Consider the following 12,981-nt stretch of genomic DNA (forward strand, 5'->3'; position numbering starts at 1 on the left):
TCCGAGATGCTCAAAACACAACTTGCCGTGTTCCGGTGAACACAAAAATCCGCCCTGCGGGACGGATTGAATGTAACAAGGAAAAACGGCTCGATGCCGTTCCCGTTACCCCCTGATATGTCAAAAGACTTTTGCATAAATCCGTTAATAAAAATCACAATACAAAGTAAAGCCCTGTTTACGATAGCGTTGCACTGTGCCACTGTGCCAAATGCAACCTCTGAACGCCAAACACTGCCACCTCTATACAACCGAATGATTTTGATGAGTTCTTTGCCCCTGAATGTTGGCAGGCAGGCAGACAGCCAGTACTTCAGGACGAGCAGACGACACACATTCAAGATAGCGGGTTATCCTGCCTGCAAGATTGCAAGATTGCAGGAATGCAAGAAAGCAAGAGCGCAGGAATGACGGAAAGCGTGCTATCAGCATATCACGCCTGCCCGATGGATGGAATGGCGGACGGAACGAATGAAAGACCGAAATCCTGCCTGATAAGATGCCTGAATGAAGGCATTGCTGCTGTACCGCAGGAAATCAGGCAATCAGTAATTCCCGCAGGCAAGCCTGATGGCTATACTGCAAGAAAGACAGCACGAAATCAGGACTGCACGGCTGATAGCCTGCAAGCCAGAAAACTGGAAGATGTAAACTTTAAATTTTAAAAATATGGACACAAAAAAGAAACCTCTGTTCGTTGCCTTTTCTTCTCAAAAAGGCGGTGTTGGCAAAAGCACATTTACTACGCTTGTCGCCAGTACGATGCACTATCGGTTGGGCTACAACGTAGCCGTATTTGATGCGGATTTTCCGCAGCACAGCCTGATGAAAATGAAAACCCGTGATTTGGCAATGGTAATGGAAAATGAGGCTTTGAAAAAACTGGCGTATAAGCAGTTTACCACCATCAACAAAAAAGCCTATCCCATTATGCAGCACAAAGCGGACAGCGTACTCGATGCGGCGCACGAATTTGTAAACACTTCTCCCGTTCCGCTTGATGTGCTGTTCTTCGACCTGCCCGGAACCGTGAACACGCCCGGCATCCTGAAAGCATTGGCGGGAATGCACCACATTTTTACGCCCATTACGGCAGACCGTGTGGTAATGGAAAGTACACTCATCTTCACGCAGCTTTTACAGGATGTGATTATGAAAAAGGGCGAAACTTCCATACAAACCATTAACCTGTTTTGGAACCAGGTGGACGGCAGGGAAAGCACACCCTTATATGACGTGTACAATCAGCTTATCGGGCAACTGGGATTAAGCCTGATGCAAAGTCAAATCAAGAACAGCACCCGTTTTCGCAAGGAAAGCGAAGCGGACAGCAAAACGGTTTTCCGTTCTACGGTAATGCCACCTGATGAGCGTTTGATGAAAGCCTGTCAGTTAGACCTGTTCATCAGCGAATTTTTAAACATCATTCAATTGTAGTGCTATGGAAAAAGACAATAAAAGAAAAGTAACGCCGGACATTAACGAGGAAATGATGATGAACCTGATGGTGGATGGTATTAAAAAGGATGGTTTGCAGCTACCGCCTGAACCTGCCGAAGAGCAGGTAAAGGAAGCTGTAAAAGACGAGGTGCAGCAGGAAGAATTATCACAAAGCAAACCCGCACAACGGGAAAGGAACCGCACCAAGAAAAACCTTGACGGAAGCTACGGCGAACACTTTTTGAAAACCCACTCGATGACAAAGCGGGGCGATAAAAGCATTTATATCCGGCAGGAATACCACGAACGCCTATCCCGCATTGTACAGGTCATTGGTAAAGATGCCATACCCTTGTATGCCTATCTTGATAACATACTGGAGCATCATTTTGAAATGTTTGAAAAAGCCATTACCGATGATTTCAACGAAAAGTTTAAACCCATTTTTTAAAGCATCAGATTATGGAAATAGTAATTGTGATTTGCCTGCTGATAGTCATTGTCCTGCTTTTGCAGGATAAGATTGTCATTCATAAAAGGTCGGAGCAAAAGCCCACACAGGAAAAAGTTAACCCGAACCTGCCCGATATTATGGGGCAGCCCAAGCGAGTAAGAAGCCATTCCCTGCCAAACACTGCCAATGAAAGCCAAATAACGGAACCGGAGATAAACCCTGATAATTTAGACATCGAATACGACGAAAACGAAAACGTCAGCATTCAAATTCCGCAGGAAGAACTGGACGAAGTTTTCAGCAATATGCCTGATTTGGAAGAAGAGGAAGAAGAATGGAACAGGTACGGAATATCCGGTGGCGATAACGGTTTTGCCCAAGGGGTTACCTACGACGAACTAAGCTCCGTAGGGGCATTGCTCCAAAAAGAGAATTTGGAACAGGCTCAAAAGGAAACAGCGGTAGCCATAGTTCAGAAATTACAGGGAACCGAATTATTCAGCTTACTGGAAAATTCCATTGAGGGTGCTTCCCGAAAAATTGCCGAGCTTTTGGATAGCACACTTTCATCTGAAAGCGACGACGGTTCTTCCACCTTGCGGAAAAGTGATTTGGGTGATTTTGACATTGGGGAGTTTGTATAGCTCCTCAATGTTCTTATGAATAAGTTTAACCAATATCAATTACATTTTCTTCTCCAAACCAAACTTTGGCTTTCGCTATTACATCTGCATCAGGATTGTGAAAGAAGACTGCTAAATTTTCTTTAGCCCTTGTGCAACAGACATAAAATATCTTTTGTGTTCTGTCTAATACAGTTGCTGAACCTGTTTCTAAAAAGAGATTACCGAAATTATAATTGTTCCAACCTCCGTTATCAAGAATAACTAAAACATTATCAAATTCTGTTCCTTTGGTTTTGTGCTGTGTTGAAAATGGTGTTTGTCCTTCAAGGTATTCATATAGCTTTTGAAATTCACTAAACTTAACATCCTTCACTCGATTATACAAATACTCCTTGTTCTCTTTAAAAGCAATCAGCTTATCATCAATTAAATAAATTCTCTTTTCGTTAGCATCATTAATGACTTGTTCGATTGTATTATCTCCAACATTCACAAGGCTTTCAATATTTTCTTTTAAGGCTTTTTTACTTGCGATACTTGTTATTTTAAAATGATAATCTGTAGCTCTTAAAAACTCATTGTACTTTTTATTTTGATACAGAGAAATATTATTCTGAATTTTAAATAAGTGTTTTACAAGATTATCTCTTTTTGAACCTTTCTTGTTTTCATCATCTTTGTCTTGCTTTTTATCATCAAGTAATTGGTCTTTGTCAATATACATTTTGGAAAATTCAGTATATTTTATTGCTTTAGCATAATTATATAATTCCGCATTACCATCAATAAAAACCTGCATTGTGTTTGTAGGACGCACTGCGTTTAACTCTCTACCACTTTTTCCTTGCTGTAATGCTTCAATTACTTCTCCAAATGTATTTTCTGAAAAGTCAGTTGCAACATTGTTATCTTTAATATATTTCTTAATTCTATCTCTAAAACTTAATATGTGGTCTTTATCATAAATATCCATCAAGGTTCTAAAACCTGCTTTGCCTGCTATTAAATTGTGAGTGAGATTAAGTTCCTTAGTTTCCTTTGAATTATTAAAATCCCAGCCATAATTCGCGGCTAAAAATTCTTCAACCTTATTGACATCTCCATCAGTGGAATGCAAAAACAAAACAGTACCTTGCTTTATTGCACCATTAGCCATATTAGGAGCTTTCGGGTCGGCGGATGGTTCTTGAATTATACCATCAGTACGAAGTTTGTTCGCCAAATTGATTACAGATTGGGGATTTCTTCTATTTTGCTTCTTTGGAATTTCATTTACTTTTTCGGGTTCATCTCCTTTATAATCGTTTAGGTTGCCAATGCCATCTTCATAAATTGATTGCATTGCATCCCCAAAGAAACCTATGATATTCTTTCTTTCACTTTTCTTAAAATGTATAAGAAAAGTTTCTACGACAGCTTTGCTTGTATCTTGGTACTCATCTATGAAAATGAACTTGTATTTATCTTTTACAATACTGCTAAGTTTGGGATATTTTTCAAAAAGATAGTTTGCTACTATAAGCAATTCATCGTGAGATATTATTCCTTCACGTATTCTAACAAACTCTTTGTACTGTACACCATCAGGCAAAACTGCATAATAATTATCCGGAACGGGATTGACTTCTTCAATAGAAATTTTGATTACTTCCTCATTGTTCGCTAAGGAAACAAGTGCTTCTTTAAGCTCTTTTTGAAAGTGTTTAATACTATCCCATAAGAAATCGTGTATCGTAGATACATTAAGGTTTTTGTGGTTTACTCTTTCCTCAATTTCTTTGACTGCTGCATTAGTATAAGTCATACAAGCAACCTTAGCCGTCGGGTTTTCAGCTATTGCCTGTCGAATTACATTTACTAAGGAATAGGTTTTTCCACTTCCTGCACCTCCGCTTAATAAAAAGTTCCTGCCATTATCAATAGATTGAAAAATTTCCTGTACTTCCGGTTCTAAATTTAATCTTCCTTCAACCATAACAAACCATTTTTAATGTAATCCGGAATATTCCAATTGCTAAATGTTTCATCACTATGATATAATATGTCTAAAGCGAAATGTGTTTTCTTCTTAACACAATTCGCTGCTAAAACATAAGGGCTTTTCGCATCATCATCAAAATCAGCAGCATTTTTTATCCCTTGGAAAGTATCTTTATTTTCTTTTACAAATGTTCTATTCAGATGTATAAAAGCATCTTCAAAACTTCTTGCGTGATAAGTATTTTCTTCCTGTTGGTAACATATACAAATTGTGGAACTTCCTACAACAATTGTTCTATTTCCAACCGGTAAATTTTTTAAATCATTCCAAGTTACAGCCGACAAAAAATGATTAATTGCCGAATTACTCGTTTTAGTCCCTTCATTTACTGGGCAGGCTCCCCATTCGTCTTGCCCTTTTGCATTTTGACCTGTTACCTTTATAGCGTCAATATCTGTTAATATCAGTGACTTTATACCCAGGAAGTCAATAAACTTTTCAAAGATTTGTGAGTATGCCCCAACTTCGATAGTTGATATATTTTGTGACAGAAGAGGCAAAAATGTATCTGCATTACCTGCTGCTTGTAAACGTGCTGCTTCTTCCAAATCAACCTTTCTCATAAAAGTTGGTATCAAAATTCTTTCGGTATCTCCTTCAATAAGTATAGCCTTATCGGCAAAAAAGATTTCCGCTCTGCTAATTGTTAGATATTGTTTTAGGAATTGATATTGTTTTGGGTCGGCATCATATTGGGCTCTTAAATCCTTCAGATTTTTAGCGGTTACGTCATTCTTTGTTATTGTTTTTAAGTATTTTATATCATCGAAATCGCTATCTGCAACAATATGTGATGAATGCGTTGTGATTATATACTGTAACGGTCTTTCTATTCCATCATCTCTTTTGATACCCTCTCCAAGCAGTTTCTTTATATTTTTTATAAAGACATACTGCATCTGGGGATGGGTATGTGCTTCCGGTTCTTCTATAATAAGTAAATTAATATCTGCTGGCTTTTTGTCTTTATCTCTCTTGAAATCTTGTACTAAAATTTCAATTTCAAAAATCATACTTATTAGGTTCATATAGCCTAAACCATTGTAATGCTCCGGCAATCTGTGGTCATCGTGAGTGTACACCACAGTAGTGTTTCCTTCAAGCAATTCTCGGTGTTGCAGTGTTGAAATAATTGCGATATCAGTGTCATTCAACTTAACGCCACCAAAATCCTGAACCTTTTTTATTACGTCTTTAAATAAGTCTTTATAGATATCGCTTAATGTACTGTCGGTTTCTGAAAGCTGGTCTTTAAAATCTTCTGTAGCCTGCGTCTTATCGCTACTATCTTCTTTCTTTTTATAAAGGCTTGAAGTTTGTTTTGAGAGCGTGTTTTCCTTTTCTTTATTTGTCACATCTCTTCTTGCACTAATGTATTTGAAGCTGATGATATCTTTTAAATTAATGTTCTCACTAATAAGGTCAATTGGGTTAGTTTCGGTAATCTTGTTTGTAGCCGTATTATATTCAAAAGAGAATTTATGAATTTTAAAATAAGCTTCTAAATTTTGCTTTAAAAAATCTTTTAATTCCCTTTGCTTATATTCATTCTTCTTAGCATTCTTAGCATTTTCACTGGCGACGAAGCCTGCATAATCAGCTTTTATTCTTAAAAAGTCATCATAAATTACCGTGTATTCAAAACCTAAAACAATATTGTTATTGTCAGGGTCTAAATCCATTAATACTCTACTGACATTAGATAAGTCATCGGTATCGTTATATTCAATATAAATTTTCAGTCTAATACCTTTGGGTGGAAATTCTTCAGGAACATCAGCCGACTTGATTAAAACTTCTAATTCATTTTTAAAATCAATATTGAAATCATCATAAGAAAATTTACTTTTCTCATTTATAAATTTATCAAGAACTGACAAAATAGAAGTCTTTCCTGTATTATTTTTCCCGATAACAAGAGAAAGTTCATTTTCAAGGTCTATTGAGAAAGTCTTCAATAATCGAAAATTTTCAACTTCAATTTTTTTTATCTTCATAATGACTGGTTATAGTATTTGATTAGTTTTTATTCTACTCTTTTTTTAATCTTTTCCTCGATATTTTTAAAACTTGTTCGGCTACAGGCTCATTTTGTAGCAATTCAATTATTTTATCTGAAAACCATAAAATCAATAGCCCATCAACTGGGGTATTCAAAAAGTCTGCAAGCTTTTCAATATGTTTTCTTGGCAATGGTCTTTCTTCATTTTCGACCTTACTAATAAAAGCACTATCCAGTTCCAATGCAGCCCCAACTTCCCGTAAGAATAAGCCTTTACTTTCTCTTAGTCTTTTTATGTGTTTTCCAAATGCCATTTTGCTTTTTTAAGACTTGTCTAAATATGTCAAATTTAAACAAAATAGTTTAATAAATATGGTTTTAGACTTTCTATAAAGCCACTCACAGCCAAACACTTCCTCTGACTGCCACTTTACGGTAACGCCTCTTTTTCCACAAGACATTTGTCCCGAAAGCTCGCAAGGTGCGGGATAAACAGTAACAAATTAATGTGTTTCAATTATGGAAAAACAGAGAAAAAAAATTTTGCTGGCAGCCGTGGCAATGCTGTCAGGAATTGGTGCGTTCGCACAGGGAAACGGTTCTGCGGGTATCAACGAGGCTACCCAAATGGTAACAAGTTATTTCGACCCCGCAACGCAATTAATCTACGCCATCGGTGCGGTAGTCGGGTTAATCGGGGGCGTTAAGGTGTACAACAAATTCAGTTCCGGCGACCCTGATACGAGCAAGACCGCAGCTTCGTGGTTCGGTGCGTGTATCTTCCTGATTGTTGCCGCTACTATCCTGCGTTCATTCTTCCTTTAATCCGTTGCCTTATGAATTACAATATCAACAAAGGCATCGGCAGGACGGTGGAATTTAAAGGGCTGAAAGCGCAATACCTGTTCATTTTCGCAGGTGGGCTACTTGGTACGCTTATCCTCGTGATGATACTGTATATGGCAGGCGTAAACTCTTACATCTGCCTATTCCTCGGAGCAGGCGGTGCTTCGCTCATTATATGGCAGACCTTTTCGTTGAACAGGAAGTATGGCGAACACGGGCTGATGAAAATTGCAGCCAATAAAAGGCATCCCCGCTACATCATCTGCCGCAAGCCTGTACACCGCTATTTAAAATTCACACCTAAACAGAATGCCGTATGAGAAATGTAGCAAAGACCACCACACTGGAAAACAAATTTCCTTTGTTGGCAGTAGAGAACAACTGCATCTTATCCAAAGATGCGGACATTACCGCCTGCTTTGAAGTGCGTTTGCCGGAACTGTTCACGGTAGCTTCTGCGGAATACGAAGCCATTCACTCCGCCTGGCACAAGGCTATCAAAACCCTGCCTGATTTTACGGTCATTCACAAACAGGATTGGTACATCAAGGAAAGCTATGCGCCCGATTTGGCAATCGAAGACCAGAGCTTTTTATCAAAGTCCTATCAACGCCATTTCAACGAGCGACCGTTCCTGAACCACTATTGCTACCTGTTCCTGACAAAGACCACAAAGGAAAGAATGCGGATGCAAAGCAACTTCAGTTCGCTTTGCAAGGGTACGCTGATACCAAAGGAAATCAGGAACAAGGAAACGATACACCGCTTTATGGAGGCGGTCGCCCAGTTTGAGCGCATCGTGAACGATAGCGGTTTTGTGAGCCTGCGGCGTTTGACCGAAGAGGACATTATCGGAACGGACGATACACAGGGATTACTGGAACAGTACCTCACTTTATCGAGGGGAGCCGGAACACCAATGCAGGACATCGCACTCGGAAACGAAGAGGTGCGCATCGGTAACAAAAGGTTAAGCCTGCATACCCTTTCAGATACGGACGACCTGCCCGGAACGGTATCGGCAGATACCCGTTTTGAAAAGCTATCTACCGACCGTAGCGACTGCCGCCTGTCATTCGCCGCACCCGTGGGCTTGCTGTTAAGCTGTAACCACATTTACAACCAGTACATTTTTTTGGATAACAGCGAAGACAACCTGCAAAAGTTTGAGAAGTCCGCAAGGAATATGCACTCACTGGCGAGGTACAGCCGTGCCAACCAAATCAACAAAGAGTGGATAGAAAAGTACCTGAACGAAGCCCACAGCTTCGGGCTGTCCTCAATCCGTGCGCACTTCAACATTATGGCGTGGTCGGAAGACCCTGCGGAACTGAAGCAGCTAAAGAACGATTGCGGTAGTGCGTTGGCACTGATGGAGTGTAAGCCTCGGCACAACACTACGGATGTAGCCACTTTGTATTGGGCAGGAATGCCCGGCAATGCGGGCGACTTCCCCAGTGAGGAAAGTTTTTACACTTTTATCGAACCTGCACTGTGCTTCTTTACGGAAGAAACCAACTACCACAATTCGCCCTCACCGTTCGGTATCAAGATGGCTGACAGGCTTACAGGAAAACCTATCCATTTGGATATTTCCGACCTGCCTATGAAGCGTGGTATCATTACGAACCGGAACAAGTTTATACTTGGTCCATCGGGTTCGGGCAAGTCGTTCTTCACGAACCATATGGTACGGCAGTATTACGAACAGGGCGCACACGTACTGCTCGTAGATACAGGCAACTCTTATCAGGGCTTATGCGAACTCATCAAAGGAAAGACCAAAGGCGAAGACGGTGTTTACTTCACTTATACCGAAGATAACCCGATTGCCTTTAACCCTTTCTATACCGATGATGGCGTGTTCGACATTGAGAAGCGGGAAAGTATCAAAACCCTGATACTGACCTTATGGAAACGTGACGATGAGCCGCCAACCCGTTCAGAAGAAGTTGCCCTTTCCAATGCGGTAAGCGGTTATATCGAACGTATCAAAACGGAAGATGTTTATCCGTCATTCAACGGTTTCTATGAGTATGTAAAAGGCGACTACCGCAAGGTACTGGAAGAAAAGCAGGTCAGGGAAAAGGACTTTGACATTGCCAACTTCCTGAACGTACTCGAACCCTATTACAAGGGTGGCGAATATGATTACCTGCTGAACTCCAACAAGCAGTTAGACCTGCTTTCCAAACGCTTTATCGTGTTTGAGATTGATGCGATTAAAGACCACAAAATCCTCTTTCCCATTGTGACCATCATCATTATGGAGGTGTTCATCAACAAGATGCGCCGATTGAAAGGTATTCGCAAGCTCATCCTGATAGAAGAGGCTTGGAAAGCAATAGCCAAAGAAGGGATGGCAGAATACATCAAGTACTTGTTTAAGACCGTCCGCAAATTCTTCGGAGAAGCGATTGTCGTAACACAGGAGGTTGACGACATCATCCAGTCGCCCATTGTGAAGGAAAGTATCATCAACAACTCCGACTGTAAAATCCTGCTTGACCAACGCAAGTATATGAACAAGTTTGATGATATACAGGCGATGTTGGGGCTTACTGACAAAGAAAAAGGGCAGGTACTTTCCATCAATATGAACAACGATGCAAGCCGACTTTACAAAGAGGTTTGGATTGGCTTAGGTGGTACGCACTCGGCAGTCTATGCCACCGAAGTTAGTTTGGAGGAATACCTCGCCTACACGACCGAAGAAACCGAAAAAATGGAAGTGATGCAGCTTGCTGCTGAACTGGACGGCAATGTAGAACTCGCCATTAAGCATATCGCAATGCAAAGGCGGGACAATTCAAATCAATAGTCATTAACAATTTAAAAATTCAGAAACAATGAAAAAAGTATTGTATCTGGTGTGTACGGCACTGATGCTCGCCGTAGCACCGTCAGCAAAAGCCCAGTGGGTTGTAACCGACCCGGCTAATTTGGCTTCGGGCATTATCAACTCTGCAAACGAAATCGTGCAGACTTCTTCCACCGTAAGCAACGTGATAAAGAACTTCAACGAAGTGAAGAAAGTGTACGAGCAGGGCAAGGAATACTACGACAAGCTGAAAGCCATCAACAACCTTGTAAAAGATGCCCGTAAGGTGCAGCAAACGGTATTGTTGGTCGGGGATGTGTCCGAAATGTACGTGCAGAATTTTGGCAAGATGATGAACGACCCAAATTTCACACCGCAGGAATTGGTCGCTATCGGCAACGGTTATTCTGCACTGCTTAATGAAAGTACCGAACTGCTAAAAGAGTTGAAGCAGATTATAACCGCCACAGACCTTTCACTCAATGACAAAGAGCGTATGGATGTTATTGACCGTGTGTACAAAGAGGTAAAGGATTACCACAGCCTTGTACGTTACTACACCAACAAAAACATTTCTGTAAGCTACCTAAGAGCGAAAAAGAAAAACGATGCCCAAAGAGTGCTTGAACTCTACGGAACTGCTAACCAAAAATACTGGTAAACTATGGAATGGGATAATCTTCACGAACTCCTGCGGTCGCTTTATGATGATATGATGCCACTTGCAGGCGATATGGCGGCAGTTGCTAAGGGTTTGGCGGGATTGGGAGCATTGTTCTATGTGGCATTAAAGGTTTGGCAGGCTTTAAGCCGTGCCGAACCTATTGATATGTTCCCTTTGCTGCGCCCGTTTGCTTTGGGGCTTTGTATTATGTTCTTCCCAACCATTGTACTGGGAACCATAAATGCGGTATTAAGCCCGGTGGTGGTAGGAACCCACCAAATACTCGAAGACCAGGTGCTTGACCTCAACAAGCTGCAACAGCAGAAAGACCAGTTGGAATATGAGGCAATGGTCAGGAACCCCGAAACCGCCTATATGGTATCAGACGAAGAGTTTGATAAAAAACTGGACGAACTGGGATGGTCGCCCTCCGACATTGGTACGATGGCGGGTATGTATATGGACAGGCAAGCCTACAAGATAGAGAAAGCCTTAAAAGATTGGTTTCGCAATCTATTGGAAATACTCTTTCAGGCGGCGGCTTTGGTCATTGATACCATACGAACGTTTTTCCTGATAGTCCTGTCCATACTCGGACCAATAGCCTTTGCTATTTCCGTATGGGATGGCTTTCAGTCCACGCTCACGCAATGGCTCACGAGGTACGTCAGCGTTTACCTGTGGCTTCCCGTTTCGGATTTGTTCAGCTCAATGTTGGCAAGAATACAATCCCTCATTTTAGAAAGGGATATAGCAATGCTTGCCGACCCCACCTATATACCTGATACAAGCAATACCGTGTACATCATCTTTATGATTATCGGCATCATCGGGTACTTCACTATCCCGACAGTAACAGGTTGGGTAATCCAAGCCGGAGGCGCAGGAAACTTTACCCGCAATGTAAACTCCACAGCAATGAAAGCCGGAAACATCGCCGGAGCAGGCGCAGGTTCAACAGTTGGAAACATCGGCGGTAAACTGATGAATAAATAATCATTAATCATTCTAAAAAATGGAATTTAAAACGCTAAGAAATATCGAAAACAGCTTTAGGCAGATAAGATTATATGCCATTGTGTTTGCGGTTCTCTGCATTAGCGTGGTAGGTTACACCGTATGGCGTTCCTACCGCTTTGCAGAAGAACAACGCCAAAAAATCTATGTACTGGATAACGGCAAATCCCTGATGCTTGCCTTATCGCAGGATGCGAGCATCAACCGCCCGGTTGAGGCAAGGGAACACGTAAGGAGATTTCACGAACTGTTCTTTACGCTTGCGCCCGACAAGAACGCTATTGAAAGCAATATGAGCAGGGCATTCAACCTTGCCGATAAAAGTGCTTTTGATTACTACAAAGACTTGTCGGAAAAGGGCTATTACAGCCGTATCATTTCGGGGAACGTGCAGCAACGCATCGAGGTGGATAGTGTCTTGTGCAATTTCGACAACTACCCTTATGCAGTGCGTACTTATGCCAAACAGTTCATTATCCGGTCAAGCAACGTAACCAGGCGTAACCTGATTACTTCCTGCTATCTCGTCAACTCCGTTCGTTCCGACAATAATCCGCAGGGCTTCAATATTGAAAAATTTGCAGTCGTGGAAAATAAGGATATAGAGGTCATCGAACGCTAAAAAAACAATCTTATGGAAGCATTATCAGATTTAAGCACGTTCGCAAAAATCCTTACCGACAAAGGATATAACGGGTATTTCCATACGCAGGGAGCGTATGCCGGAAAGCTGAAAGACAGCATCAGCGAATACCTCGAAAGCTGCCAAAAAGGTGCAGACAGTTTGCCTAAGCAGGACTTACTGCTGACAGGCTACCTACAATGGTCGGGCGATGACAAGCCCTGTGTAGAATGCAATATGTGGGTAAAATACCTGAATGGAAAATTCTCTCTTAGCCGAATGGAAATAGCCAAGAAAGACGGCTTTGGGCAATTACTCAAAAAAACGGAACTGGCAAACCTGTCCGTAATGTCCGCACCCAAATTAACGGAAGCGGTCGCACTGGTTAACGATGCGCCGAAGCAACAGGCGGGTAAAAGTCCTAAGCGTTTCAAGCTGTAACACAGAA

The 12,981-nt window shown here is 41.3% G+C and carries 15 protein-coding genes; 12 read left to right on the forward strand and 3 right to left on the reverse strand.

Annotated features, from left to right (window positions below):
- Positions 1 to 264: 264 nt before the first annotated feature.
- Genes SOP96_RS05810 through SOP96_RS05830 form a run of 5 tightly spaced genes read left to right on the forward strand, consistent with a single transcriptional unit; the run spans position 265 to position 2,538 of the window.
- Positions 265 to 411 carry a hypothetical protein gene (locus SOP96_RS05810; protein ID WP_326320083.1) on the forward strand — a complete coding sequence of 49 codons (147 nt, stop codon included), beginning with the start codon at positions 265 to 267 and terminating at the stop codon, positions 409 to 411.
- On the forward strand, positions 384 to 665 hold the full coding sequence (locus tag SOP96_RS05815; RefSeq protein WP_100075707.1) for a hypothetical protein: 282 nt from the start codon (positions 384 to 386) through the stop codon (positions 663 to 665). Before SOP96_RS05810 ends, SOP96_RS05815 begins: the two co-directional genes overlap by 28 nt.
- A gap of 4 nt (positions 666 to 669) precedes the next feature.
- Entirely contained in the window at positions 670 to 1,437 is a 768-nt protein-coding gene (locus tag SOP96_RS05820; protein WP_100075706.1) for a ParA family protein, read from the forward strand.
- 4 nt (positions 1,438 to 1,441) lie between these two features.
- Positions 1,442 to 1,891 carry a DUF3408 domain-containing protein gene (locus SOP96_RS05825; RefSeq protein ID WP_100075705.1) on the forward strand — a complete coding sequence of 150 codons (450 nt, stop codon included), beginning with the start codon at positions 1,442 to 1,444 and terminating at the stop codon, positions 1,889 to 1,891.
- 11 nt (positions 1,892 to 1,902) lie between these two features.
- The gene (locus tag SOP96_RS05830) at positions 1,903 to 2,538 is read left to right on the forward strand and encodes a conjugal transfer protein TraD (RefSeq protein ID WP_100075704.1); all 636 of its coding nucleotides are present in this window, start codon (positions 1,903 to 1,905) and stop codon (positions 2,536 to 2,538) included.
- A 25-nt stretch (positions 2,539 to 2,563) separates the two neighbouring features.
- Here the strand turns inward: SOP96_RS05830 and SOP96_RS05835 are convergent, their stop codons facing one another.
- Genes SOP96_RS05835 through SOP96_RS05845 form a run of 3 tightly spaced genes read right to left on the reverse strand, consistent with a single transcriptional unit; the run spans position 2,564 to position 6,877 of the window.
- Entirely contained in the window at positions 2,564 to 4,495 is a 1,932-nt protein-coding gene (locus SOP96_RS05835; protein ID WP_100075703.1) for a UvrD-helicase domain-containing protein, read from the reverse strand.
- Positions 4,477 to 6,558 (reverse strand): ATP-dependent endonuclease, encoded by a 2,082-nt coding sequence (locus tag SOP96_RS05840; protein ID WP_100075702.1) that lies wholly within the window; start codon positions 6,556 to 6,558, stop codon positions 4,477 to 4,479. The genes SOP96_RS05835 and SOP96_RS05840 overlap by 19 nt, the downstream gene beginning before the upstream one ends.
- Before the next feature lie 34 nt (positions 6,559 to 6,592).
- Positions 6,593 to 6,877: a helix-turn-helix domain-containing protein gene (locus SOP96_RS05845; RefSeq protein ID WP_066437859.1), complete on the reverse strand. Its 285-nt coding sequence runs from the start codon at positions 6,875 to 6,877 to the stop codon at positions 6,593 to 6,595.
- A 205-nt stretch (positions 6,878 to 7,082) separates the two neighbouring features.
- On the opposite strand from SOP96_RS05845, the gene SOP96_RS05850 reads away from it, so the two are divergent.
- From SOP96_RS05850 to SOP96_RS05880, 7 genes are read left to right on the forward strand one after another with little or no spacing between them, the layout of a single operon-like run.
- A complete protein-coding gene (locus SOP96_RS05850; protein ID WP_326320084.1) occupies positions 7,083 to 7,388 on the forward strand; it encodes a DUF4134 domain-containing protein in 306 nt (101 codons plus the stop codon).
- A gap of 11 nt (positions 7,389 to 7,399) precedes the next feature.
- Complete coding sequence (locus SOP96_RS05855; RefSeq protein ID WP_084019010.1) at positions 7,400 to 7,729, forward strand: DUF4133 domain-containing protein; 330 nt, start codon at positions 7,400 to 7,402, stop codon at positions 7,727 to 7,729.
- The gene (locus SOP96_RS05860) at positions 7,726 to 10,230 is read left to right on the forward strand and encodes a TraG family conjugative transposon ATPase (protein ID WP_326320085.1); all 2,505 of its coding nucleotides are present in this window, start codon (positions 7,726 to 7,728) and stop codon (positions 10,228 to 10,230) included. The genes SOP96_RS05855 and SOP96_RS05860 overlap by 4 nt, the downstream gene beginning before the upstream one ends.
- Before the next feature lie 28 nt (positions 10,231 to 10,258).
- On the forward strand, positions 10,259 to 10,891 hold the full coding sequence (locus SOP96_RS05865; protein WP_047098910.1) for a DUF4141 domain-containing protein: 633 nt from the start codon (positions 10,259 to 10,261) through the stop codon (positions 10,889 to 10,891).
- 3 nt (positions 10,892 to 10,894) lie between these two features.
- Complete coding sequence (traJ, locus tag SOP96_RS05870; protein WP_100075699.1) at positions 10,895 to 11,890, forward strand: conjugative transposon protein TraJ; 996 nt, start codon at positions 10,895 to 10,897, stop codon at positions 11,888 to 11,890.
- 19 nt (positions 11,891 to 11,909) lie between these two features.
- Positions 11,910 to 12,533 carry a conjugative transposon protein TraK gene (gene traK, locus SOP96_RS05875; protein WP_013632616.1) on the forward strand — a complete coding sequence of 208 codons (624 nt, stop codon included), beginning with the start codon at positions 11,910 to 11,912 and terminating at the stop codon, positions 12,531 to 12,533.
- 12 nt (positions 12,534 to 12,545) lie between these two features.
- A complete protein-coding gene (locus tag SOP96_RS05880) occupies positions 12,546 to 12,974 on the forward strand; it encodes a hypothetical protein (protein WP_013632615.1) in 429 nt (142 codons plus the stop codon).
- Positions 12,975 to 12,981 lie beyond the last annotated feature (7 nt).

It is taken from the genome of Chryseobacterium salviniae (assembly GCF_035819015.1).
GTDB lineage: Bacteria > Bacteroidota > Bacteroidia > Flavobacteriales > Weeksellaceae > Chryseobacterium > Chryseobacterium salviniae.

Coding starts and splice junctions, on each gene's coding strand:
- SOP96_RS05855 (WP_084019010.1), top strand. CDS start 7,400: ATGAATTACAATATCAACAAAGGCATCGGCAGGACGGTGGAATTTAAA.
- SOP96_RS05825 (WP_100075705.1), top strand. CDS start 1,442: ATGGAAAAAGACAATAAAAGAAAAGTAACGCCGGACATTAACGAGGAA.
- SOP96_RS05835 (WP_100075703.1), bottom strand. CDS start 4,495: ATGGTTGAAGGAAGATTAAATTTAGAACCGGAAGTACAGGAAATTTTT.
- SOP96_RS05815 (WP_100075707.1), top strand. CDS start 384: ATGCAAGAAAGCAAGAGCGCAGGAATGACGGAAAGCGTGCTATCAGCA.
- traK (WP_013632616.1), top strand. CDS start 11,910: ATGGAATTTAAAACGCTAAGAAATATCGAAAACAGCTTTAGGCAGATA.
- SOP96_RS05820 (WP_100075706.1), top strand. CDS start 670: ATGGACACAAAAAAGAAACCTCTGTTCGTTGCCTTTTCTTCTCAAAAA.
- SOP96_RS05840 (WP_100075702.1), bottom strand. CDS start 6,558: ATGAAGATAAAAAAAATTGAAGTTGAAAATTTTCGATTATTGAAGACT.
- SOP96_RS05830 (WP_100075704.1), top strand. CDS start 1,903: ATGGAAATAGTAATTGTGATTTGCCTGCTGATAGTCATTGTCCTGCTT.
- traJ (WP_100075699.1), top strand. CDS start 10,895: ATGGAATGGGATAATCTTCACGAACTCCTGCGGTCGCTTTATGATGAT.
- SOP96_RS05845 (WP_066437859.1), bottom strand. CDS start 6,877: ATGGCATTTGGAAAACACATAAAAAGACTAAGAGAAAGTAAAGGCTTA.
- SOP96_RS05860 (WP_326320085.1), top strand. CDS start 7,726: ATGAGAAATGTAGCAAAGACCACCACACTGGAAAACAAATTTCCTTTG.
- SOP96_RS05880 (WP_013632615.1), top strand. CDS start 12,546: ATGGAAGCATTATCAGATTTAAGCACGTTCGCAAAAATCCTTACCGAC.
- SOP96_RS05810 (WP_326320083.1), top strand. CDS start 265: ATGAGTTCTTTGCCCCTGAATGTTGGCAGGCAGGCAGACAGCCAGTAC.
- SOP96_RS05850 (WP_326320084.1), top strand. CDS start 7,083: ATGGAAAAACAGAGAAAAAAAATTTTGCTGGCAGCCGTGGCAATGCTG.
- SOP96_RS05865 (WP_047098910.1), top strand. CDS start 10,259: ATGAAAAAAGTATTGTATCTGGTGTGTACGGCACTGATGCTCGCCGTA.